Source organism: Bradyrhizobium diversitatis (genome assembly GCF_016031635.1).
Taxonomy (GTDB): domain Bacteria; phylum Pseudomonadota; class Alphaproteobacteria; order Rhizobiales; family Xanthobacteraceae; genus Bradyrhizobium; species Bradyrhizobium diversitatis.
In genome coordinates, this window is sequence record NZ_JACEGD010000030.1 from 139,244 (window position 1) to 162,437 (window position 23,194).

A 23,194-nucleotide genomic window follows, 5' to 3' on the forward strand; every position below is an offset into this window, starting at 1 on the left:
TGATGATGGACCGTGGACGGCGGGGGGCCCGCTCCTTTGATCCAAGTCAACGGTCGCGAGATATCGGAGACGCACTGGTGACTTCTTGCTCCGACGCTTCGCGCTGCAGCAGAGGCTATTTGACTTGCGAGTCACCGAGGACGCTGTCGAGCGATCGCAGCCACTGCGAGCTGTCGGTCTTCTCCGCAAGCCCCTCCGCCTGCAGCAGGTCGCGCAATTGCGCATGAGCGCCAACAATGCAGAAGGCGATGCGACGAGAGGCGAGCTCGTCATGGAGATCTCGCAGCATACGCGCGCCAGCCAGATCGATGTAGGGCGATGCGGAGAGGTCGCAGGCCACCAGCCTGATGTCGGACGACTTCCGCAGCGCTTCGAGGACCACCGCCAGGATGGTTTCGGCATTGATGTAGAGGAGCGAGGCCTCAGGACGGAACGCAATGACGCCAACGAGCGGCTCGACGCCGTCGTGCCTGGCGTTGTCGGAATAGCGGCCGGTTCCCGGGAGCCGGCCAAGGAATGCAATGTTCGGCTGCGATGCGCGGGCCAGCAGGAGGAAGATCGATGCAATCGACGCAAGCAGGACACCCTGCAGGATGCCGAGCAGCAGCACGGCCACGAGCGCAATCGCCGCAGCATAGAAGTCGAGCCTGCTGACCTTCCACATCCGCAGCAGGGCCTGAACGTCCACCAGCCGATACACTGCGGCAAAGACGATGGCGGCCAGGACGGCCTTCGGCAGATTCTTCAGAAGTCCGGTGAAGAACAGCAGGCACAGCGCCAGCGCGATCGAGCAGATCAGCAGCGCCAGTGGCGTGCGCGCGCCCGCACTGTCGTTCACAGCGGATTGCGACAGCCCGCCCGCGACGGGATAGCCGTGACCACAAGCCGCAGCGAGATTCGCGGCCCCTAACCCCAGGAATTCCTGCCGCACGTCCAGTGCGTAGCCATGTTTGGCCGCGAAGCTGCGCGCAGCGGAGACGCCCTCGATGTAGGCTAGGAGCACGCAGCCTGCGGCGAGCGGAAATAGATCGTCAAACTGCAGGAGACCAAACGTCGGCAGAGCCAGTGTCGGCAATCCCTCGGGGATCTTTCCGGTAACCGGTACGCCGGCGGCCGGAAGGGAGAGCAGCGTGGCAGCGAGGATCGACAGCGCGACGATCGTGATGCCGACCGGCTTTCCCGGCAAGAGCCGTTCGCCGAGCAGCAAAAGCGCGAGCGCCACCGCGCCGATCGTCACGATGAGAAGGTTGATGTCGCCGATCTGCGCTACGAGTCGCAACGCGCGATCGAAGAAATTATGCCCACCGCCCGCGACGCCGAACAGGCTCGGCAATTGGCTCATGATGATGGTGAGCCCGGCGCCGGCCTTGAAGCCAACCAGTATGCTGTCGCTGACCAGGCGGACGAGGACGCTGAGCTTGAACAGCCAGCAGACGAAGCACAGGACCGCGACCGCAAAAGCCGCAAGGCTGGCGATCTGCGCGTATCGCACCGCGTCCCCGCCCGCGAGCACCCCGACCGTGGAGGCAATCATCAGTGAAATCGCCGAAGTCGGACCGATTGCGAGCTGCCGCGACGACCCGAGCAGCGCATAGCCGATACCGCCGAGCATGTAGCCATAGATGCCGACCTGCGGCGCGAGGCCGGCGAGCGTCGCATAGGCCAGCGATACGGGAATCGCGTAGGCGGCCAGCGTTATTCCGGCCACTGCGTCCGATGCCAGCCATTCGCCACGATAGGCGACAAGCCAGCCGGAGACTGGGAAGAGTCGCGACCATCCCAGGGGTCGGTCGGACGGCGAGTTCATGCGGGCACCTCGCTCCGTTCGGTTTCGCAGCGCAACAGGATGATCAGCAGAGCGGTCACGGGAATGCCAAGCGTGAGATCGGGAATGCCTTTGGTCGCAAAGGCCCCGACGGCCGCGCCCACGCCGAACGCGACGCAAAGCGCGGCAAATATGCCGGAGCGTCGCAGCGGCCCGGGCGGACCGCCACCTGACAGGGCCTTGAGAACGCCTTCAATGGCCTGACGCATGTTGCCGGTGATCATCACCGAGCTGTAGGTTACGCCCTCGACCTTGGTAAAAGCGGCCGTCTGCATCGCAGCAACGAACGAGATTCCGAGCGTGCCGGCGAGATCCGGCAGGCGGTTGTGCAGGACGCCGATCGTCACCAGGAGCAGCATCTCGAGGAGTGAGCTGATGGCGCTGATGCGCTGTCCGATGACGCCGCGAAGCCAGGACACCAGCAGAATGCCGACTGCAAATGCGAGAATTGGCGGCACGAAATGAAGCGCATCGTCCCAATTCCCGGCCGAACCATGGACCCATAGCAGAACGAGGTTTGCCGTTTGGGCATTCGCCATCACGCCATGGGTGATCCAGGTGTAGGCGTCGAGATAGCCGCCAACGAAAGCCAGCAGCAGCGCGATCGACACCGTCTCGTCGCGGCGCAGCGAAAGACTGGCGGTGTTCATCAGGCTCATGTTCGTGACGTGGTTCGTCGCGGGTGCATTGGACCATCAAGAGTGGTCCCGCCCGCGAAAGGGTTGACTTGGATCAACCGTCCCGGCCGCTTGCGAGCCCAGCTTGACCTGCCACGGGGCACCGGGATCCACGACGATGAACGCAGTCAGGGGAATCATTTCAACTGCGCCGGAGATCTTTCTGCTGCTGTCGATGGCGCTCGGGACCGTTCTCGGCCGGATCAAGATCCATGGATTCTCTCTCGGCACGACCGCGTGCACGCTGATCGTGGCGGTGCTGATCGGTCAGCTCGGGGGCACCGGCCTGATCGCCGTGCTCATCTTCGCCTTCTTCGGCCTCGATCCCGGCACGGCGTCGGGACTTGCCGCAGGCGCATTGACGCAATCCTCGGTGATCGGCACGGCCTCGGGTGCGCTGGCCCAGCTCGGACTTCCCGAGGACGTGCTGGAGCATCAGGAGGCGAACATCGCTGCCGGCCATGCCGTCACCTATGTGCTGGGCTATATTCTCACGCTGATATACGTCCCGCTGCTCGCACCGAAGATGATGCGGATCGACCTGAAGGTCGAGGCGAAGAAGCTCGAGGCTCGAAGATAGCCGAATTGCCATGTTTGGAGACACGGCCATGATCACCGCGCGTTACTGCCTGTCGGCCTGGCTGACTGCAACCATCGTCACGACAGCGCCGGTTGTGGAGGCGGTCGCGCGCGAAAAGCCGCGGGCGGCCAAGCCTGCCGAGGTCGCGCCCCGGGGTCAGCGCGAGGCAAAGGACATCACGTACGGAATTTGGCGCAAGCTGTGCTTCAAGGCAGGTGGTGCTCGGACGCTGTGCCGGACTTCGATGACCGGCACCTTTCCGACCGGCCAAACAGCCGTCCGTGTGGACTTGATCGAGCGCGACGGCGACCGCAACGAGCGCCTGCAAGTGTTCGTACCCGTCGGCATGTACTTGCAGCACCCTGTCAAGCTCACGGTCGACCAAGGCAATTCCTATCATGTGCCCTACAGCTGGTGCCTCAGCAACGCCTGCATCGCGGCTGACGTCGCAGACCCAGGGATCATCAGAGACATGGAAGCGGGAAAGGCACTCCTGTTGGAAGTGGTCGATTCCAATCTGCTGTCGCTGACGACTTCGCTGCCGCTGGCGCAGTTCGGCTCAGTCCACAAGGGCGCTCCGGCGCAGATGCTCGAGCAGGACATCAACGAATGAAACGGCGAACCCACGGAACATCGTCCCTGTACCGTCAGGCATCGAGCTGCGCCAGTCCTTCGCGATCCAGAAGCACGAGCTGGCGCTGCGTCTGCCCGTCAAACCGCAGCATGTTGTCATCACGCAGGGTCGAGAGAGCACGCGAGACCGTCTCGAGCGTCAATCCAAGATAGTCGGCGATGTCGCGGCGGCTCATCGGCAAGCTCATCACGTCTGGATGATCCTGTCGCCGGTCCATTTCCAGAAGGAATGCGGCCACTTTCTCGACGGACGTCTTCCGGCCCAGGAGAAGCATGTGGTTCTCCGCGTGCTGAAGATTGCGCGTGACGAGGGTGAGCAGGCTTGCCTGGCCCGCCTCCTGGTGCTCGATCCTGTCGAGCAAGTGTCGACGGCTCGTGATGCGAACCTTGGTCTGAATGACTGCTTCTGCGGTAAAACGATGAACCGCGCCGTTCTCCAGCCCGAACAGATCGCCCGGAAGGTGGAACGAGTTGATCTGTCGGCGACCATCGCAGAGCAGTTTGTAGGTCCGGATCGCACCAGACACGATCTGGTAGACGTACTCGGCCTCCTCGCCCTCTCCAAAGACTTCCGTTCCTCTCCGATAAGTGAATTCGCTGCAAAAGACCCGTTCGCCGACGAGGGCCTCCAATTGCCCGTCATCGGCAGGACGGCTCACTGTCCTGGTCCTGATCAACATTGCAGAACTCCCTACAAATTGAATTGGCAGTAAATTCGGGAATTTTAGGCAATAGCATACGAGAGCATTTGATTTTGCTCAACTCAAAGCGGTGGCTACGTCATTGCCGGGCGAGCGAGGACGGGCACCAGGAGGTTCGAAAGGCTACGTGCTCCTCTGCGCCAACATGGCGGGAAGTTTGTGCAATTTGGGCCCTAAGCCCTTTTTGTATAAGTCAGCGGTCGCGCCATGTCGGTCGGCATCAAGCCGCCCAGGGCCTTGTCGACGGGTTTGGCTCATTTCGCCCTGCGACGTGACGGCGCAGGCGGCGGCACATAGCGCTGCCAGATGGTCCCGTTGTCGAACTGGATCGTCATGCCGCCGGGCGTATAGACAGCGCTTATGTCGTAAGCATCGATCCAGATGCGGCTCGCTGGCGAGAACCAGTCCGGCCATGCGCGCGACGGCACGCCGGCCTCGGTGGTGAGATTGAGCTCGGGTCCGTTCTGCGTAACGTGGGCCGGCAAGTTACCACGGCACATCTGGACGCACGTGTAAGTGCCGGTAAGGTCAACCGATTGAGCGAGCGCCGCGCCGGACGACAGCGCAGCAGCCATGCCAGTGACCATCAATAGCCGTTTCATACCTCATCTCCCTGCATACGATTGCTCCCGATGAGAAGCAGACTTCAATATCCAGCGCCATGGGTGATGTGGTTGATCCGCGTCAACGGTTACCCCCAACACGGGATGACGAGGCAAACCGCTGGCCGCTAGTTTGCCGTCGACCAGGCGCGATGGATGGGGTCGATCAACGCCTTTGCCGCGAACGGCTTGGTCAGATAGGCAATACATCCGGACTCGATTGCGGCCGTGCGATTCAAATGGCTGTCGTTGCCGGTGATATAGATGACCGGTGCCGCAACGCCATGCTCAGCAAGCCTGCGACGCAACTCAATTCCAGAGGCATCGTCCAGATTGATGTCGATGATGATGCATGCTGCCTCGCCGCAGTCGCCATGGTCGAGCAGCGCATGTGCCGAGTCGAACAGCAGCGCAGTGAAGCCGTGCGCGCGCAGAAGGCGCTTGATGCTCATGCGCATCGACGCGTCGTCGTCGACGACAAGAACAGGTTTGCACGAGGACAAGTTCGGCGGTCCTTCCAAGTATTGGCTGGCGTCAGTTTGCCGGACGATTTGGATCAGTCGGACAACAAGCCCGACTACAGCCCGCGCATCCGGACTACAGCATACCCTTGCCGAGCTTTGAAATAGTCCTTGTGTGCAGGTTGCTTGACGGAGACCCGCCGGAACCACAGGCGTCGTCAGCCGGGCCGTTTGGCTTCGGGATCCAGTACGCCTAGCCGCTCCGCCATCGACACAAGTTCCGCGAGAGACTGCACCTGCATTTTCTCCATCACCTGATGGCGATGGGCCTTTACGGTGCGTTCAGCGGTGCCGAGTTCGTGGGCAATCTGCTTGTTGATCTTGCCGCGCACGATCAATTCGAACACCTGGCGTTCGCGCGGCGTCAGTGACTTCAGCCGCATCTGGAGCAAACCGAGCTTTGTGCGCTGGATGTGGTCGGCCTGCTGGCTGATCAAGGCACGCGCGAGCGCATCGAGCAGCTGTTCCGACGAGACGGGCTTGGTGAGAAAATCTTCGGCTCCGGCCTTGATGGCGCGCACGGTCGTCGCCGTATCTGCGTAGCCTGTCACGAACACGATCGGGAGCGTGGACCCGAGCCCGGCGAGGTGGCTCTGTAGCTGAGGACCGGAGAACCCGGGTATCTGCACGTCGAGCAAGATGCATCCGGGGCCATCACCGCCCGGCAGCCGCTCGAGCAGATCCTGGGCCGATGAATAGGTGGCGACCTCATAACCAGCGAGCTTCAGCCGGCGCTCGACGGCCGTGCGGAAGGAGGCGTCGTCGTCCACCACGTGAACCAAGCCGGGCATTTGACCTCCTGGAGGGTCCCGCAACCTTCAAATGCGCAACAAAAGCAACCAAAGAAAAAACGCGCCTGAGGCGATTCACGTCGAGCAAGGTATTCGGCCCTGCCCCTTGGTACAATGACCTGAGAGGCAATGGCTTATAACACGGCCTTCATCGTACACCAATCGCCCGGGAAACAGCGAGGCGCTCCCGGCAGCGAAATAATCTCAGCGACGAACCAGCTCAGCGTCCAGAGGAGGCGGTCCATGTTTGTGCGCATCGCAACAGAACGGTCCCCGCGCCCCAATTCCCTCCGTGACTTCGGAATGACCTGCAGTTCGAACACGATCGTCAGTCTAAGCGAATTCACTTACAAGAAGGGCACTGAAGTCTACGGGGAGAAAGAGCCGGCAGAGTACGTCTATCAGGTCAAGGTTGGTGCAGTGCGAAGTTACAAGCTGCTGACCGACGGCCGGCGTCAGATCGGCGCGTTTCATCTCCCGGGCGACATTTTCGGCCTCGAGAATGACGGAGCTCATCGCTTCACGGCGGAAGCCATCATCGACACCACCGTTCACCTCATCAAGCGGCAAAGTCTCGAAATGGTGGCGAAGAGCGACGTCATGGTCGCCAAGAACCTGTTTCGCATGACCACCGCCAATCTCCATCATGCCGAGGACCACATGCTGCTCCTGGGCCGCAAGACATCGCTTGAGCGGGTTGCAGCCTTCTTGCTCGAGATGGACAAGCGCCTGACCGCCGCGGGCGTCATCGCGCTGCCGATGTCGCGGCGCGACATCGCCGATTACCTCGGCCTGACGCTGGAGACGGTGTCGCGTGCTTTGTCGCGGCTGCACGAATTGGGCGTTCTCGGCTTCGTCGGCAATACCCAACGGCAGATCGTGCTGCAAGACCGGGCGAAGCTTGCCAGCCTCGACCTCCAGAGCTGAAGCCGCGAGTCGCTAATCGCAACCTACGCCGTGATCATGCAGCCAACTGTACCTGGCGATTGATTTCAATCAACGAAAGACGACGGTTTCACCGTCCAGGTCGCAAGGTCGGAGTGCTTCGAGCGCGGAGTACGACATTTCAGGGAGGGATTCATGCGGTCGCGCAACTCATGTTCGGCCTCGTTCACGTTGGCCTCCTTGGCCATCGGGACAACGGTGGCATTTTCAAGCTTGATGGCGACGACCCGGCCGGCCGGAGCCGTCGTTTACTGCCAGTACGTGGATTATCCGCCGAGCTGCGTCGCGAGAGTCGGGGTCGTCCTACGGCCGCGCCCGATCGTCCGCGAAGCCGTGCGACCTGGAACCCCGGCGAACCGCGGGGGACCCGTCAATCGAGCTGGCCGTCGCTAAAGCCGACCAGTCGTCCTCATTCGCTCGCATCAGGAGCTAGGAACAGATCAGCCGCGAGCCTCGATCGCCGCCAGGTGCTCGACGGTCTTGCGCAGCACCTCGAACAATACCGCGGTCGACCAGCCGAACAGCAGGATGCCGTTCATCGCAGTCATTGGGCCCAGCAGGCGGCGCGCCTCGACCGGCGTGATGTCGCCATAGCCGAGCGTGGTGTAGTTGACGAAGGCAAAATAGACCAAGTCACTGCCGGCAGGCGCTACGCCGGCCATCAGGTAAGCCGCCGACCAGACGACGCTTTCCAAAGTGTGCGCCACCATCAGAACGGCGGCGGTAGCGACCATCACGGCCATCAGGTGCAGTCTCGGCCATACCGTATGTCGCAGCCCGGCCGAACGGGCGATCCCAATCGCGCCGACCATGACCAGCGCGTGGATCATGATGTTCATCAGGCTGACAATGGTGCCAAGCAGGAATTGAAGCACCATTGTCCCTCCTCCCCGCGTGCCCGTTCGCCAGGCTTGCCCGCCCGATGGCGTGAGCGCACTTCAACCTCGCTTGCCTGGCGTCCGGTCGAGGCGCAGCCGTTGAGTTCTCATGCGCCTGATCTCTTCTTGAAGCGCCTCGGTCTTTTCATCCTGCCGCTCAGTCCTTGACTTCGTCTGCTCTTCGCCGCGCATCTTGTCGAGCGCCTTCTCGACGGAAAGCTTTTTGGTTTCAGCCATGCGCATACTCCGTTGAACAATTGCTAATGCGCCAATCCTCCGAACCAGGCGCCGAAATAGCCGGCATAAAGCGCCGGCAGCTCCAGATTCATGGAATGACCCATCCGGGGTACGGTCACGAGCCGGCAGTCCGGCATCGCCGCCGCCATGGTCTCAAGGTCCGCCAGCGCTATCCACCCGTCCTGCTCGCCCCAGAGCACAAGATGCGGATGCTGGATTTCCGGCATGCGGCGCTCCAGCTCCCGGCTTTCCTTTTCCCGAGTGAGGTTGACCGGCGTGCCGATCCAGATGCCCTCGGAGACGCCAAAAGTCTGCTCAATGATGCGATCGAACAGCGCCGGGATCTCGCCGAGGCCCTCGCGGAATCGCGGGATCGCGTTCGGCACAAGGCTCTCTGGCACGAACAGCGAGGACGCCGCACTGGCCATCACCGTCCGCGTCAGCTGCTTGTTCGTCATCATCGCCTGGAAAAGGCCGATCTGATCGGCATTGAAGGACATTCCAAGCGGCGTGACCGGGTCGAGCGCAAACACCCGCCCGAACCGCTGCGGCTGCATCAGCAGCATCCGTGCAGCGATGATGCCGCCGGTCGAGTGGGTCGCGAGATGGCAGAACCCGATGCCCAGCGTATCCAGTGCTGCCAGCATGTCATGCGCATGCTGCTGCATCGAGTAGTTGATATAGTCGGCCGCAGGTTTCGGCCGATCACTGTCGCCGCAGCCGCGCCAGTCAATTCCGATCACGCGCAGTCCGCTCGGAAACATTGGTGCAGCGAGCTCGATCCAGTCCTTGCTGGCGAGATTGCCGTGGATGAAGACGACGGTGACGTCGCCTTGGCCCCACTCTCGCCAGCCCAACCGGACCTCACCTGCCTCAACCGTTGACATGATCCAGCCTACTTGTTCAGGCCGGCGGTCGGTGCAGCGCCGGGTGGCGTCGGCGCCACCGGCAAGGCCGAGACCGCCGAACCTTTGATCATCCGATCCGTGCTGAGCGGCGACGACGTATCGACCGTTCCCTTGATCACGAAATCCACCACGTCGACCGGGAATTCCACCGGATTGTCGGTGTGGATGAAGTGACCGGTCTCCGGATAGATCTTGAGGATCGGCCGGTTGCCTGCACTGGTCATGCGCGACATGAACGGCGTGATGACGTCGCGTCCGAGGTCCGTCAAGCCGTTGAACGCCGGCGTCGGGATGAACGGCTCCTTGTCGCCGAAGGAGATGAAGATCGGCGCCTTGATCTGGGCCACCCGCTGGTAGAGGTTCTTCGGGTCATCCTGCTGGAGCTCGGACCCTATCGAATAGATGTCGTAGATGAAGACGTTGGCCCATTGCTCGAGCTCCTTCGGGTTGCCCTTGATGAGCCCGACGCGCTGCTCGGTGTGGAAGCGGGCATATTCGCTATCGTTGTAGAAATAGCCGCTCTTCGCCGCCGACACGGCGTTGGTCTCCGGATCACGTTTCTTGAAATAGAAGAAGTCGCGGACGCTCTGCTCCGGGCGTCCGATCTCCGCGGCAAGGATGCCGGTCGGCCCCCAGGTTTCCTTCCACTTGTCGAAATCATGATCGAACACCTGATCGAACAGGCGCGCCTTCTTGTCCTTGGCGATCGTGATGTCGCGCGGATACTCTTCGAGGCCCGAAGGAGCTTCGAGCGCAAGGCCCAGGACGGCGTCCGGCCACGTGAGCGCATAGCCCATGACGACCTGGCCGCCAAGCGAATGACCGAGGTAATAGGCCTTCTTGACGCCGAGCTGATTGACCACGAGATCGTACACGGCCTCGCGCATGTCCTGCATCGTCCGCGCCGGGCTCTTGTCGAGATTGCCGGGACCGGACATGCCGTAGTGCGGCAGGTCCGGCACGATCACGCGCAGGCCGCTACGCAGCGCATACTGCATGACGTTACCGTAGTGCCCGCCGAACGCGCCTTTGCCATGAATGATGACGAGCACCTTTGGATCCTTCTCGGTGCCGGCGTACTCGTCCATGTAGCCGATCTGCCAGGACGTGCCCCGCTTGTCTTTCGTGGTCGCGTATTTGACCGGATAAGGGTAGGTCACAAAATCCTTCCAGAACGACTTGCCCGGGTCGATGCTCGCGGCCACGCCGGGCACGCGATAATTCCTGTCGACGTATTTCTGCGCGCGGTCGAGGCTCGCCACGTCCTCCATGAAGGCGACGAACTTCGGATCGTGCTTGCGGTGGTTGATGATCGAGAACACGCCGTAATGGGCGACCGGGCTCTCCTCGGAGATCAGCTGGGCGCCCGGCACGCGATCGACGGCGCGCTCGGCAAGCTTGAAGTTCAGCCAGCCATCGTTGGTGATGTGCATCACCATCGTGCGCGCCTGAATGCGGCCCAGATAGGGGTTGACGTTGTGAATCTCACCCACCCTGTTGCGCCAGACGAGATCGACCGCGTCGTAGAGCTTGGCGCGCGTGATCACGCTGCTGGCGGCCTTCTCGTTCGGCGGATTCCAGTAGAATACTTCCGGCTGCACGGCCGCAAAGCTCTGCGTCGTGCGGAAAGCGAAGTCGTAGCCGGTCAGGCCGAGCACCGACCAGCCGAAGGCTATGCCGGGAATCGGGTGCTTCTCTTTCGGCAGCTTGTAGTAATCGCCTTTGGTCTGCTGCCACACCGGATCGGCCTCGATCGCGGCGGTCATGAGTTGGAAGGTCCAGTTGCCGACGGGGTCCTCGGAATCCGACTGGGTGGTGCCACCGATCGGCATCAAGCCGCCCATGAACTCTGGATGCATGACGCCCCAGACATAGGTCTGCGTGCCTCCCATCGAGACGCCGGTGACCAAGGCAGCGCGGGCGATCTTCAAGCCGTCCCGCAGCATGCGGTAGTTCGCCTGGACCATGTCGTAGTAGCTGTATTGCGGAAACTTGATGCCGAGACCATCGGACGGTTTGCTCGCGCCCCAGGTGCCGAGCGGATCGACCATGACGACATAGTAGCGATTGGTGTCGATCGGCCGGCCCGGCCCGATGATCGGCACGCCACCCGACAAGGCAGCACCCTTGACCCACTGCTCGTACATGTCCGTCGAGTCGCCGGAATAGTACGAGTTGACGATCACGGCATTGGTGATCTCCCCGGCGGCATTGCGCCGCGGCGTGCCGACGGCGATATAGGCCGAGTGCAGCTTGCCCGCCCCGAGCGACTCCAGCGTCACGCCGCCTTCGCCGCCATTCTCCCATTTCGACGGATCGGACAGATCGTACTTGCCCCCAAGGCGAAAGTTCGGGATCTCGACCGTCTTCTTAAGCTCATCATGCTGCATCTGCGACGAACGGCGGCTGTAGGGCTGCGCGACCGCCAACGCGGTCCCCACCAACAGCAACAGCAGACTCACACAGCAATGCCGAATGAAATTCCTTCCGGCCATGACGGCGTCCTCCTGGCAATTTTGTCAAAAGGCTAGGTACGCGATCGCGGCCGACCCTTGATCTAACTCAATGGATCGCTGTCTTCGTGGACGAGCATTGTGGTTGCCATCCATCTGGTCCGGACCTCGCAATGCCCTTTCTCAGTCACGGCTCGTATCGCATCCGTTATGAGCTTGACGGGCCAGCGAACGCTCCGGCCTATGTGCTGGTCAACGGGCTTACACAATATGCCGAGCTCTGGTCCGCGTATCGTGACGCCCTGGTTGCGCGGCAATTCCGCCTCGCGACGTTCGACCTGCTCGGCCAGGGGGAGTCCGACAAGCCCGCGCTCTTCATCAGCCAGGATGATCAGGTGGCAGCGCTTCATCTCCTGGTCGACGAACTCGGCGACGGACCCATTTTTCTCGCCGGTATCAGCTTCGGCGGCCTGATCGCGCTACGCTATGCGATCGAGCACGGCGAGCGGCTGGCCGGGCTGGCGCCGATGAGCTGCTTCGCGGAGCTTCCGCCGCAACTGTTCCTGCTTGGCAACGCGCTCCGCACCGCGCTGATCCTGGGCGGCACCAGCTACCTCCAGGATCTGTTGCTGCCGATGAACGTCTCCGATCAATGGCTAGGACCGGTATTGGACAAGCTCGACAGCGTGAAGCGGCAGGGCTGGCTGGTCAACGACGCCTTCGCGCTGCAAAACCTGATGGAGTCTTTTCTCGACTTCCGGCCGCTGACGTCGCAACTGTCGTCGATCACCCTGCCGACCATGATCCTGAACGGCGAGTTCGACTTCCTGACGCCCCGTGCAGTCCATGAGACCCTGCGCGCCGAGATTCCGAACAGCGCGCTCGTGATCATCCAGCGCGCCTATCACGCCTTCACATTGGAGAAGCCGGCGCTGACCGCGGATTTGCTCGCCCGCTTCGCCGAGGACGTGCTGGCCGGGAGATGGCAAGGCAACAAGGCTGTCTGGATCGCGCCGGAAGAGGCCGGTGGCGAGCTCATTGCATTTCCTGCCGGCTACGATCATCTGCGTGCCATCCCCGTGCAGGGGCCGGCCACATGAGCGGATTCTTTGGACCGCTCGACCCGCAAGGCCGTGTGCCGCCGCACCAGCAGACTCGCGTCGCCGCGTTCTTGACCTCCGCCCATGGCGCGTTGGCGCGGCAGTTCGCGTTCGCGCTGCCCGCAAAGCTCGTGTCCGCCTGGCAGACCGAATTGAACGCTCAGGTCTACCATGAGGCAGAGATCGTCTCCCTGCTGCTTCGGGCGACGTCCTGGGTCCCGGACCTTGCGCTGGGATACCTGTCGATGTCCTGGGAGACGGCATGGTTTCCGCAACCAGCCGAGGGCATTCCGGACCAGCCGCTGGCGCGGGCTGTCAGCCTGGCAACACTTGCGCATGCCGTTCATGCCGGCATAAGGCCGGCAGCTTTGCTCCCGAGGGAAGCCAATGCCGACGATCCCTTCGTCATGGCCTTGCGGCGCATCGAACTGGAGAGCGGCCGGTTGCTGCAGGCACAAATCCTGTTCCTGAAAGGACCGGAGCTTTTGGCCCATCGCGACGCTGTCAGCGCTGCGCTCGAACATCGCCACGTCGAGACTCGCAAGCTATGGACCAGCGCGCTCGAAGGCGTCGGCATCGTGGTCCACAAATCATGAGAAGCCTTGACGCAGATCAAGGGACCAGGATGAACGCAAAGCGAGCATCCCACGGTCGCTTCCTTGATCTCTGTCGACTGGAGCTGGGACCATGAGGGCCGTTTCCATCGAAGAAGCCGTCGCGATGATCCCGGCAGGCGCAAGCATCATGGTCGGGGGCTTCATGGGGGTCGGCACGCCGTGGCGTCTGCTCGACGAGCTCGTCCGACAACGAAAGGCAGGGCTCTCCATCATCAGCAACGACGCTGCGTTGCCCGGCAAGGGTGTCGGGAAGCTGTTCGACGCGGAACTGGTCTCGCGTCTCACCGCGACCCATATCGGCCTCAATCCGAAGGCGCAGCAACAGATGCTGGCCAAGCAAATCGCAGTCGATTTGATTCCACAAGGAACCTTCGTCGAGCGCATTCGCGCAGGCGGGTGCGGTCTCGGCGGCGTCCTCACGCCGACCGGCGTTGGCACGCTGGTCGCGGAGGGCAAGCGCCAGATCGAGGTCGACGGAAAGCCGTTCCTGCTCGAGACCGCATTGCGGGCGCAGTTCGCGCTCGTGCACGCTTTTCTCGCCGATTACCTCGGCAACCTCTCCTATGCGCTGACCGCGCGCAACTTCAATCCGGTCATGGCGATGGCGGCGGACACCGTGATCGTGACGGCGGAACACATCGTACCTGTTGGCGTCATCGCGCCCGACCACGTCGTGACGCCGGCGCCCCTGGTCGACTATCTCATTACCAACCCAAGCGGGTGAAGACATGGATGCACAGGAGATCATCGCCCGACGCGTCGCCAGGGAGCTCAGAAACGGCGACCTCGTCAATCTCGGCATCGGCATTCCGACGCTCGTCGCCAACTACGTCCCGGCGGGGCTGAGCGTGTTCTTTCAGTCGGAGAATGGATTGATCGGCACGGGCCCGATTCCGGAGCAAGGGTTGGAGCACCCTCTCCTGACGGACGCCGGCGGCCGCCCGATCAGCGCGCTGCCGGGGGCCAGCACCTTCGACAGCGCGATGTCGTTCGGACTGATCCGCGGCGGCCATGTCGATGTCACCGTGCTCGGCGGGCTCCAAGTCGATGCCCACGGACTTCTCGCCAACTGGATGATCCCCGGCAAGATGGTTCCGGGCATGGGCGGCGCGATGGACCTCGTCAGCGGCGCCAAGCGGGTCATCGTCGCCATGCAGCATGCCGCGAAGGGCAAGTCCAAGATCGTCGCCAAATGCACGCTGCCGTTGACGTCGGTCCGGCCGGTGCAGCTGGTCGTGACCGACATGGCGGTGATCGGCTTTCCTGACGGCAAGGCCACATTGCTGGAGATTGCTCCCGGCCTCAGCGTGGGCGAGGTCATGGCGGTGACGGACGCCGAGCTGGCCGTGTCCGACGACATCCCGCAAATGAAGATCTGAGCAGGCCACCATCATGCGCATATTCAGCAACTTCGACGAGATCAAATCCGCGGTCGGTACCGAGATCGGTGTCAGCGACTGGATCGAGGTGACGCAGGATCGCATCAACCAGTTTGCCCAGGCGACTTGCGACGAGCAGTGGATCCACGTCGATCAGGAGCGCGCCAGGAGGGAAGCGCCAGGCGGCACCACCATCGCGCACGGCCTGCTGTCCCTGTCGCTTGCGCCTCTTTTCATTCGTTCGGTGATGGGCCTGAAGGGCCTGCGCAACACCCTGAACTACGGCGCCGATCGAATTCGATATCTTGCCCCCGTCCCCGCCGGATCGAGGCTGCGCGGGCGGATCACGGTCGCCGAAGCCGAGGACGTGCCGCCGGACGGCCTGCGCGTCAACTATCACCTCGTCATCGAGATCGAGGGCGGCAAGAAGCCGGCCTGCGTCGCCGAGCTGATCGCGCTGCATTATCGCTAGCTAGGTGTGCTGCCAACGGCTAGCCGCGGCGACATGGAGGACGCCGTCAATAGGCTCGTGGATATCGCGGGTATCTCCCACGGGGGAAAGCCTGAGCGAAGTACGGGTTTATCACGCATGTGGCGGCGCGACCGAATGCCGAAGCCTGACACTGCGGCAGCGATGTGTAGCTGCAATCGATCCATTCGCCTCCGCCAAAGGACCCTTCATAGACCTTCATGCATTTCGCATAGCGAGGATCGTAGGTTTGCGCCTGCGCCGGCACGAAATGGATCGCGAGCAGAAACAGGCTCAACCCAAGCGCACGCACCAGAACCTCCTCCGTCAGTCAGTCGATGATGTGATAGCCGCCGTCGATATAGAGAACGCCGCCGGTGATCAGCTTGGCCCCGTCGAGCGCCAGGAACGCCGTGGCATTGCCGACGTCCTCGATGCTGACGAGGCTGCGGGTCGGCGCGGTGGACTGCGCCTTGTCCATGAGATCATCGAATTCGGGGATGCCCGATGCCGCGCGCGTGGCGAGCGGGCCTGGTGAGATCGCGTGAACACGGATGCCCTTCGGACCGAGTTCGGCCGCAATGTAGCGGACGGCTGCTTCAAGCGCGGCCTTGGCCACCCCCATCACATTGTAGTTCTTCACGACCATCTGGCTGCCGTAATAGGTCATGGTGAACATCGTGCCCCCGTTCTTCATCAGCGGCTCGGCGAGATGCGCCATCCGCATGAACGACCAGCAGGAGACATCCATCGTCTTCAGGAAGCCGTCGCGGCCGACATCCACCACGCGACCGTGCAGCGCCTCCTTCGGCGAAAACGCGATCGAATGCAGCAGGAAATCGAGTTGCCCCCACTCGCTTGCAATCCGCTCGAACACTTGTTCGGTCTGGCCTTCCACCATGACGTCCAGCGGCATGAAGATCGGCGCTTCCAGCGCCTGCGCCAGCGGTTCGACATGCTTCTTGGCACGGTCATTGAGGTAGGTGACGGCGAGTTCCGCCCCGAGGGCGCGAAACGCCCTTGCGCAGCCCCAGGCGATGGATTGGTCGTTGGCGATGCCGACGACGAGGCCCTTCTTACCCTTCAAGGCAACCTTGGTATCCGGGAACACGGGGATCATGACGCCCTCTCTTGTCTGGAGTTGCTCGATGGCTGCTTCATCAGCAGCGACAGCGTGTGTTGCGCGATCATCAGTTCCTCGTCGGTCGGTACGACATAGACGGGGATACGACTCTCGGCACGCGATATCAGCCGCGAATTGCGAGAATTGCCGGCGTGGTCGAGGCTGACACCGAGCCATCCGAGCTGCTCGACCACACGGGCGCGAATCGTCGCGGAATTCTCGCCAATGCCGGCAGTGAAGACGAAGGCGTCCAAACCTTGCAATGCGGCCGCGAGCATGCCGGCATTGAGGCAGATCCGATACACGAAATAGTCGATCGCCAGCTTGGCCCTGACGTCGTCGCTGGCCTCGAGCTCCCGCATGTCGTTGCTGACGCCCGAGAGTCCCTTCAGTCCGCAATCGCGATAGAGAAAGTCCTGGACGTTCGCCGCGGACATGCCCTTCTCGGAGATGAGATAGAGCACGACACCGGGGTCGAGCTGGCCGGGCCGCGTGCCCATCGGCAGCCCGTCCAACGCCGTGAAGCCCATGGTGCTTTCGACGCTTCGTCCCTCGTTGAGCGCACACATCGAGGCACCGCTCCCCAGATGAGCCACGATGACCCGCCGGTTCGCGATGTCGGGCGCAATCTGCGGCAGGGCCTTCGCGACATATTCGTAAGACAGCCCGTGGAAACCATAGCGGCGTACCCCCTCGGCATGGAGGTGATGCGGGATCGCGTAGTGATCGGCGACCGCGCTGTGCGTGCGATGAAAGGCGGTATCGAAGCACGCCACTTGCGGCAAGCTCGGGAAGCCGGCAAGGATCGACCGGATCGGCGCCAGATTGTGCGGCTGGTGCAGTGGTGCGAGATCGACGAAGCGTTCCAGGCGGGCGACAACGCCGTGATCGATCGACACCGGCCGGTCGAAGTCCGGGCCGCCATGCACGACGCGGTGTCCTACCGCGATCGGATGGATGCGAAGCTCTTCACGCAACCAGCTCCCGGCGATCCCCATCGCCGCCGGAACGTCCGCGACTGCCTCGATCGGATATGCTCGCTCGGCCAGCGTCTCACCGTTCGCGCCACTCGCCCGCAACCGTGGTCGGCTGGCAATGCCGTCGATCTGGCCCTTGATCTGCCGGCGAAGGATACCCTCTCCCTCGACAGAAAATATCTGGAACTTGACGCTCGAGGAGCCTGCGTTGACGACGAGGATCGTATCCATCGCGGTCACGCAGCGACTGTCGGCGCATGTTGGCGCCGGGCGTTGGCATAGAGCGATGCCACCGCGCAGGACGCCATGCGCGCACGGGGCGTGTCCGCCCGGGACGTCAGCACGACCGGCACCCGGGCACCGAGCACGATGCCGGCGCCGTCGGCCTTGGCGAAGTAGGCGAGATTCTTCGCCAGCATGTTGCCGGCTTCGAGATCGGGAACGACGAGGATCTGGGCTCGCCCGGCAACTTCGGACTTGATGCCCTTGATCCGTGCCGCCTCGGGATCGATGGCGTTGTCGAAGGCCAGGGGCCCGTCGAGCACGCCGCCGCTGATCTGGCCGCGGTCGGCCATCTTGCACAGGGCGGCCGCCTCGATCGTCGATGGGATCTTTGAGGTCACGGTTTCCACGGCCGACAGGATCGCCACGCGCGGCGATTTTCCAAAACCGGCCTGGTTGTACAGATCAATGGCGTTCTGGATGATGTCCCGCTTGGCATCGAGATCGGGAAAGATGTTGATGGCGGCGTCGGTGACGAGCAGCGTGTCGGCATAGGCCGGAACATCCATCACGAAGACGTGGCTGATACGGCGATCGGTGCGCAGGCCGCCCGTTTTCGCCGTGATGGCGCGCATGAGTTCGTCGGTATGCAGGCTGCCCTTCATCAGCATCTCGCCCCTGGCAGCATGGATCAGCTCGACGCTCCTGGATGCGGCTTCCTCGCTATGCGCGGCATCGACGATCTCGAAGCCGGAGATATCGAGATCGTGCCTGCCCGCCGTCTCCCTGATCTTTCTCTCGGGTCCGACCAGGATCGGTCGAATGATCCCGGCTTGCGCGCTATCGACGGCTCCGCGTAACGAGGTTTCATCGCAAGGATGCACCACCACGGTCGGCACCGGTGGCACGGCCTTCGCTGCCGCAATCAAACGATCGTACTTGCTGGGAGACTGCGCTGGCCTCGTATCGGCTGACATGATCTCGCTCCCGCCTCTTCCATGAACGCCTAGGATGCTTTCGCCTTTGGGTCGAAAGGAGTAATGTTCGACGTCCCCTCTCCCGCCTCGACACCGAACAGCGCGGCGATACGCCGCAAGCGGCTTGCACGCTCGCCGGTGATTTCGCCGCTCGCGGAAAGGACCTCGCGGATCATTGCGACTGCCGCGAGTCGTTGCGCGACATCTTCTGGGAGCATCTTCGGAATCGCAGCCAGGGCGCCTTGCTGGTCGAGCAACAGCATGAAGAACTGCTCGCGCACCAGCATCTTGAACTCGGGCAGCGTCAAACGCGAGCCGCCGGCATCGCGGCGAATCCGACGCAGCGCCTCGATGCTCCGCTCGTCGACCATTCCGCGGGCCGAGCCGATATAGAGCAGGCCACGAATGGCGGCTTCACGAAGACCGCCCTCCCCCACCCTGGACTTCAGCTCGGCGATACGCTTCTCGAGCATTGTCCGGTGCTCTGCCGACATCTCGCGCTTGCGCGAAGACTCCCAGTTCGGATCGATCCCGACCGCCGCCTGAAGTGCAGGCGAGCCATAGACATTGAGGAAGATCGTCTCGCTCAGGGCTTCCTGGGCGTCGCGCCAGCTATCCAGCACATGAACGATCTGCTTGGACATCTGCTCCTGGAAGGCCAGGAACGGATTGTCCTCTGCCACAGGCTTGCGTTTCTCCTCGATCTCATCGGCGGCCGTCTTCACGGCGCCCATCCAGGGATTCTGGCTGCTGAGGACCTCGTACTGCAATCGCAGCGGATGCAGGTTGCGCATGGTCTCCGCCATCTGTGGCGTGACCATCTTCTTGATCCAGGGCTGCACGAACTTCCGGTACGCCGCGAGATTCATCTCGGAGACGCGTTTTGCGGCTGCGAAGCGCCGCTCGTCCTCGGGCGAATTGCCGCCCATGGCGCGGATATCGTCGAGCGTTCGCGCCTCGCAGCGCATCACCCACTGCCCGACGACGAGATCGGAACTCGTGGTCTCCTCACCCTTGGCTTCGAACGTCGCTTCATAAAGTCCAGGCGGCAGGATGTCGATCAGGTCGATATTGCTGGAGAATTCCGCATGCTCCTTCTTCGCGACGCCGCCGGAGACGAAGATGCCGAGGTGCCCGATGCTTTCGTGAACGGTGTAGACGATGGTCTGCCCATATGCCCTGATCTCGTTGACGTCTGCATAGCAATCGAGAATCCAGTCCAGTGCCTGCTGCGGCGGCGTGACGTTGTCGCCCTTGGAGCAGAACACCACGATCGGCGACCTGATATTGCGCAGATCGACCTTCTGCCCGTCCGACATCTCGATCTTGCCGGCCGCGAGATTGTTGCCGATGAAGAGCTCATCGACGATGAACTGGATCTCCTCGGCGTTCAGGTTGACATGCCCGCCCCACCAGCGCTCGAAGTCCAGGTAGCGATCGGCCTCGGTATCGACCTTGGAATAGACGTTGTACTGCTTGGTCCAGAGCGTGTTGGATGGATTCTGGTTCTCGAAGTTCTGCACCAGCCAGGCGCCATCGAACTTGCCGGCGCCGAGATCGCTGGCCAATGCAGTCAGCCAGCTCCCTCCCAACAGGCCGCCGGAATAACGCATCGGATATTTGCCGTGCACGCCGGCCCAGTAAGCGAGCGGCGCGCCGGCGATGATCAATGGCCCGAATAATTCAGGCCGCAGCGACGCCAGGATCATGACGGCCCAGCCGGCCTGGCAATTGCCGATCACGCAGGGCTTGCCGTCGGCTTTCGGATGCAGGCTGATGACCTTCTCGATGAACAGCGCCTCGGCGCGCGCGATGCGCTCGATGGTCTGCCCCGGCATCGGCTCCGGCAGGAAGCCGATGAAGTAGCAGGGATGCCCCGCTTTCATGGCAACGCCGATCTCGCTGTCCGCCTTGAAGCCGCCGATTCCCGGACCGTGTCCCGCGCGCGGATCGACCACGATGAACGGCCGCCGTTCGAGATCGATCTCGACCCCCTTGGGTGGAATGATGCGCACCAGCGCATAGTTGACGGGCTCGTCGAGCTTGCGCCCGTCGATGATCAGTTCAGCAGCATATTGCAGGACATGCGGCGCCGTCTGCGCGACGTGCTCGCGATACTGGTCGCCGCGCTGGCGCATAATGTCCAGAAACAACACGCTCCGCTGCCCTGCATCGACCATGTATTCGACGGCCGCGGCGACGACCCCGGACAGGGGACCACCCGGCAGATTCAAGTTTTCCATCGTCATGTCCCGATCTCGCTGTCGTAGGCATTCAGAAGGCGCTTCCGGAAGCCGCCACCGTTGATTTAAGTCAACGTTCGACGACGGCCGGCAGCGGGGCGGCGTCCGTCTTGATCCAGGCGACTGCAAGCTCCCAGGCGACCGACAGGATGATGGGGCCGATGAAGAGACCGATGATTCCATGCCCCAGCGTTCCGCCGATCACGCCGATCAGGATGACGAGTGTCGGCGTGGTCAAACCGCGCCCCATCACCAGGGGCTTCAGGACGTTGTCGAGGATGCTGACGATTCCGAGGAAGAAGGTCAGCAGCAATGCGGTAGTGACGTCCTTGTCGGTCCAGATCCAGACGATCACGGGAATCATGACGAGGGCTGCGCCGATCTGCACGATCGAGAGCAGCAGGACCAGAACCGCCAGGAGGCCGGCGATCGGGATGCCCGCGAGCTTGAAACCGATACCGGCCAGCAGCGCCTGGACCACCGCGATACCGATCACGCCTTGGGATACCGCTCGAATGGTCGCTCCCGCCAAATCCAGGAAATGCTCGCTCTGCTCGGGCACGATCCGCGCGAGAAAGCCTCGGCCCGCGGCCACGAGCTGCGGGCCATAGGGAAGGATGACGCCAGCGACGACGACCGAGAGCAGGAACTTGACTGCTCCCACGCCAGCATCGCCCACAAGACCGAGCAGCGTGCCGGCGAACGGCTTCAGATAAGGCGCGACCTGATACAGGGCCGGGCGAAGATTCGTTGAGGCCTGCTCCCACAGCTCGTAAAGCTGCGCTCCGATCAGCGGCCAGGTCTTGAGGGCCTGCGGCGGCAATGGAATTGTCAGTTCGCCCGCGGCCAGTTCGGCGGCGAAGTCTTTGATGCCATCCGCCGCACCCATGCCGAGCCAGGCCGCAGGGCCGATGAAGACGGCTAGATTGATTGCGGTGAAGATGGCCGCCGCCAGCTTTGGGCGGCCGCCCAAAGCGTTGGCGAGCAGGACGAAGGCGGGATGGAGCGCGACGGCAAGCACGAGGGCCCAGACCAGAATGGTCACGAACGGACGGACCAGGTAGAATGTCCAGAAGATCAACAGAGCGAGCAATCCAAGCCGCATCAACAGCTGGATCGCGTCCTCGCCGGTGAGACGTTGAAGGAGTGTTCTCATGGCCGCCCCTCTCCGCCGTCTCGTCGGAGACAGATGCCGATGCTCGCCAGGAGCCCCCGGAACGGAAGGACGACACCGCTCCAGTCAATGTAGGAATTCCGGAGGGGAAGAACCGCGGCGATGTCAAATCCGCCGCAGACGAGCCACCCCGGCGTGAGACCGGTGCAGGCTGCTGCAGCGACGCGTGGCGCCCGCAACCTCACGCGCCTCAATCCGGCGGAGCCGGTGCTCATGATGCCACCCGCCCCCGTCCCGCGCGTCTGATCGGGTCGCTCTCGTCCTCGCGATGAGACAGGCCGAGGCCCTGTCGATCCTCGATGCGGGCCGCGGCGCGATCCTCCGGATCGAATCCGGATCGTTCGATTCCGGAAGCGACGGCCGAGAGGTACGCCTGGGCAGATGATGTCGAGAGATCAAGACCAGACGCCATGAACCTGGCTTCCAGCCGCGACACCAACAAGCCTGCCACGATACTTGCAGCGGCATAGAGGGATGGTATCAGCCAGAGCTGCATTCCGCGTCGTCTCCATGGCTCAGCGCCAGGAGGGCTTGTCGCCCCTGTTGGCCACGCTCAGCATCGGCGCGGATACCTCCGGTTCGTTGATCTCGATCAATGGTCGGGATGCAGTCGGCAGATCGATGGAATGGGACATCACGCAGGCGGTGCGCCGTTGAACAAACAACCTCTCGATTCAATTGGTGCCGCGGGGTGCCGAAGGAATCGCCGAGGATGACGTCGATCCCGGCCTGGCGAAGAGACCGGGCGCAGACGCTCGCCATTTCGGCTCACCGGAGAGAGCAACGAGACCGTTTCGCTCCGCTCGGTGCGCCGAGGCAACCCCTCGCTGGAATTCGCGCAGCACGTCCTCGGCGGAGCCGTACGTGAGTTGATAGGATCCGGATCCGGGATTTTGCGAAGGCGCATCCCGATGTGAGCGTCGAGCTCGCAGGGCCAGGCAGCAGCTCCCCACGAGTGATGTCAGGCGGGCGGGCGATCTGGTTGGGGCGGGAGGGATCGAACCTCCGAATGGCGGAATCAAAATCAGTTTGATTACGTAGGGATTTCAATCCGCGTTTGGAAAAGAAGCTCGAACAGCCCTCAAGAAATCTGAATAGGTTGGCAGCCGTTTCCAAATGAAGAGCGGACCTCCTGGGTAGCTCAGCGCCTAATTGACGGTGG

24 protein-coding genes and 1 pseudogene are annotated in these 23,194 nt (G+C 62.6%); 8 read left to right on the forward strand and 17 right to left on the reverse strand.

What is annotated here, in order from left to right:
- Window positions 1–115 precede the first annotated feature (115 nt).
- A complete protein-coding gene (locus H1B27_RS28895) occupies window positions 116–1,807 on the reverse strand; it encodes a SulP family inorganic anion transporter (RefSeq protein ID WP_197968410.1) in 1,692 nt (563 codons plus the stop codon).
- Window positions 1,804–2,484 (reverse strand): YoaK family protein, encoded by a 681-nt coding sequence (locus tag H1B27_RS28900; RefSeq protein ID WP_197968411.1) that lies wholly within the window; start codon window positions 2,482–2,484, stop codon window positions 1,804–1,806. Before H1B27_RS28900 ends, H1B27_RS28895 begins: the two co-directional genes overlap by 4 nt.
- 136 nt (window positions 2,485–2,620) lie before the next feature.
- Here H1B27_RS28900 and H1B27_RS28905 point away from each other — a divergent pair.
- Window positions 2,621–3,073 (forward strand): annotated as a pseudogene (locus tag H1B27_RS28905) (aspartate-alanine antiporter-like transporter); the annotation flags it as partial.
- A gap of 37 nt (window positions 3,074–3,110) precedes the next feature.
- Window positions 3,111–3,695: an invasion associated locus B family protein gene (locus tag H1B27_RS28910; protein ID WP_197968412.1), complete on the forward strand. Its 585-nt coding sequence runs from the start codon at window positions 3,111–3,113 to the stop codon at window positions 3,693–3,695.
- Window positions 3,696–3,729: 34 nt separating this feature from the next.
- On the opposite strand, the gene H1B27_RS28915 is transcribed toward H1B27_RS28910, so the two are convergent.
- The 4 genes from H1B27_RS28915 to H1B27_RS28930 form a co-directional block, all read right to left on the reverse strand.
- Entirely contained in the window at window positions 3,730–4,395 is a 666-nt protein-coding gene (locus H1B27_RS28915) for a helix-turn-helix domain-containing protein (protein WP_061878355.1), read from the reverse strand.
- 275 nt (window positions 4,396–4,670) lie between these two features.
- Entirely contained in the window at window positions 4,671–5,018 is a 348-nt protein-coding gene (locus tag H1B27_RS28920) for a hypothetical protein (protein ID WP_061878356.1), read from the reverse strand.
- Window positions 5,019–5,146: 128 nt separating this feature from the next.
- Window positions 5,147–5,539: a response regulator transcription factor gene (locus H1B27_RS28925; protein ID WP_311977103.1), complete on the reverse strand. Its 393-nt coding sequence runs from the start codon at window positions 5,537–5,539 to the stop codon at window positions 5,147–5,149.
- A 158-nt stretch (window positions 5,540–5,697) separates the two neighbouring features.
- Entirely contained in the window at window positions 5,698–6,330 is a 633-nt protein-coding gene (locus H1B27_RS28930) for a response regulator transcription factor (protein WP_197968413.1), read from the reverse strand.
- A gap of 243 nt (window positions 6,331–6,573) precedes the next feature.
- Between H1B27_RS28930 and H1B27_RS28935 the strand changes: the two genes are divergently transcribed.
- Window positions 6,574–7,257 (forward strand): helix-turn-helix domain-containing protein, encoded by a 684-nt coding sequence (locus H1B27_RS28935; protein WP_061878358.1) that lies wholly within the window; start codon window positions 6,574–6,576, stop codon window positions 7,255–7,257.
- Between the two features lie 458 nt (window positions 7,258–7,715).
- On the opposite strand, the gene H1B27_RS28940 is transcribed toward H1B27_RS28935, so the two are convergent.
- From H1B27_RS28940 to H1B27_RS28955, 4 genes are read right to left on the reverse strand one after another with little or no spacing between them, the layout of a single operon-like run.
- Window positions 7,716–8,153: a potassium channel family protein gene (locus H1B27_RS28940; RefSeq protein ID WP_197968414.1), complete on the reverse strand. Its 438-nt coding sequence runs from the start codon at window positions 8,151–8,153 to the stop codon at window positions 7,716–7,718.
- Window positions 8,154–8,213: 60 nt separating this feature from the next.
- Entirely contained in the window at window positions 8,214–8,390 is a 177-nt protein-coding gene (locus H1B27_RS28945) for a hypothetical protein (protein ID WP_197968415.1), read from the reverse strand.
- 23 nt (window positions 8,391–8,413) lie between these two features.
- Window positions 8,414–9,277 (reverse strand): alpha/beta fold hydrolase, encoded by an 864-nt coding sequence (locus H1B27_RS28950; RefSeq protein ID WP_197968416.1) that lies wholly within the window; start codon window positions 9,275–9,277, stop codon window positions 8,414–8,416.
- A gap of 8 nt (window positions 9,278–9,285) precedes the next feature.
- Complete coding sequence (locus tag H1B27_RS28955; protein WP_197968417.1) at window positions 9,286–11,793, reverse strand: alpha/beta hydrolase; 2,508 nt, start codon at window positions 11,791–11,793, stop codon at window positions 9,286–9,288.
- Between the two features lie 131 nt (window positions 11,794–11,924).
- On the opposite strand from H1B27_RS28955, the gene H1B27_RS28960 reads away from it, so the two are divergent.
- From H1B27_RS28960 to H1B27_RS28980, 5 genes are all read left to right on the forward strand, one after another.
- Window positions 11,925–12,851 carry an alpha/beta fold hydrolase gene (locus tag H1B27_RS28960; RefSeq protein ID WP_197968418.1) on the forward strand — a complete coding sequence of 309 codons (927 nt, stop codon included), beginning with the start codon at window positions 11,925–11,927 and terminating at the stop codon, window positions 12,849–12,851.
- The gene (locus H1B27_RS28965; RefSeq protein ID WP_061878364.1) at window positions 12,848–13,447 is read left to right on the forward strand and encodes a hypothetical protein; all 600 of its coding nucleotides are present in this window, start codon (window positions 12,848–12,850) and stop codon (window positions 13,445–13,447) included. The genes H1B27_RS28960 and H1B27_RS28965 overlap by 4 nt, the downstream gene beginning before the upstream one ends.
- A 91-nt stretch (window positions 13,448–13,538) precedes the next feature.
- Entirely contained in the window at window positions 13,539–14,192 is a 654-nt protein-coding gene (locus H1B27_RS28970; RefSeq protein WP_061878365.1) for a CoA transferase subunit A, read from the forward strand.
- Between the two features lie 4 nt (window positions 14,193–14,196).
- Window positions 14,197–14,847 (forward strand): 3-oxoacid CoA-transferase subunit B, encoded by a 651-nt coding sequence (locus tag H1B27_RS28975; RefSeq protein ID WP_061878366.1) that lies wholly within the window; start codon window positions 14,197–14,199, stop codon window positions 14,845–14,847.
- Window positions 14,848–14,860: 13 nt separating this feature from the next.
- Window positions 14,861–15,319: a MaoC family dehydratase gene (locus H1B27_RS28980; protein WP_035672683.1), complete on the forward strand. Its 459-nt coding sequence runs from the start codon at window positions 14,861–14,863 to the stop codon at window positions 15,317–15,319.
- A gap of 46 nt (window positions 15,320–15,365) precedes the next feature.
- On the opposite strand, the gene H1B27_RS28985 is transcribed toward H1B27_RS28980, so the two are convergent.
- The 7 genes from H1B27_RS28985 to H1B27_RS29015 all read right to left on the reverse strand — a co-directional run bounded on the left by H1B27_RS28985 (window position 15,366) and on the right by H1B27_RS29015 (window position 22,528).
- The gene (locus tag H1B27_RS28985) at window positions 15,366–15,629 is read right to left on the reverse strand and encodes a DUF3551 domain-containing protein (protein ID WP_197968419.1); all 264 of its coding nucleotides are present in this window, start codon (window positions 15,627–15,629) and stop codon (window positions 15,366–15,368) included.
- A gap of 18 nt (window positions 15,630–15,647) precedes the next feature.
- Entirely contained in the window at window positions 15,648–16,436 is a 789-nt protein-coding gene (gene fabI / locus H1B27_RS28990; protein ID WP_061878367.1) for an enoyl-ACP reductase FabI, read from the reverse strand.
- A complete protein-coding gene (locus H1B27_RS28995) occupies window positions 16,433–17,647 on the reverse strand; it encodes an acetate/propionate family kinase (RefSeq protein WP_197968420.1) in 1,215 nt (404 codons plus the stop codon). The genes fabI and H1B27_RS28995 overlap by 4 nt, the downstream gene beginning before the upstream one ends.
- Before the next feature lie 5 nt (window positions 17,648–17,652).
- Window positions 17,653–18,615, reverse strand: a complete 963-nt coding sequence (locus tag H1B27_RS29000; RefSeq protein ID WP_061878368.1) for a phosphate acetyltransferase — start codon at window positions 18,613–18,615, stop codon at window positions 17,653–17,655.
- 29 nt (window positions 18,616–18,644) lie between these two features.
- The gene (locus H1B27_RS29005) at window positions 18,645–20,864 is read right to left on the reverse strand and encodes a DUF3141 domain-containing protein (protein ID WP_197968421.1); all 2,220 of its coding nucleotides are present in this window, start codon (window positions 20,862–20,864) and stop codon (window positions 18,645–18,647) included.
- A 64-nt stretch (window positions 20,865–20,928) separates the two neighbouring features.
- The gene (locus tag H1B27_RS29010; RefSeq protein ID WP_061878370.1) at window positions 20,929–22,014 is read right to left on the reverse strand and encodes an AI-2E family transporter; all 1,086 of its coding nucleotides are present in this window, start codon (window positions 22,012–22,014) and stop codon (window positions 20,929–20,931) included.
- A gap of 229 nt (window positions 22,015–22,243) precedes the next feature.
- On the reverse strand, window positions 22,244–22,528 hold the full coding sequence (locus tag H1B27_RS29015; RefSeq protein ID WP_197968422.1) for a hypothetical protein: 285 nt from the start codon (window positions 22,526–22,528) through the stop codon (window positions 22,244–22,246).
- Window positions 22,529–23,194 lie beyond the last annotated feature (666 nt).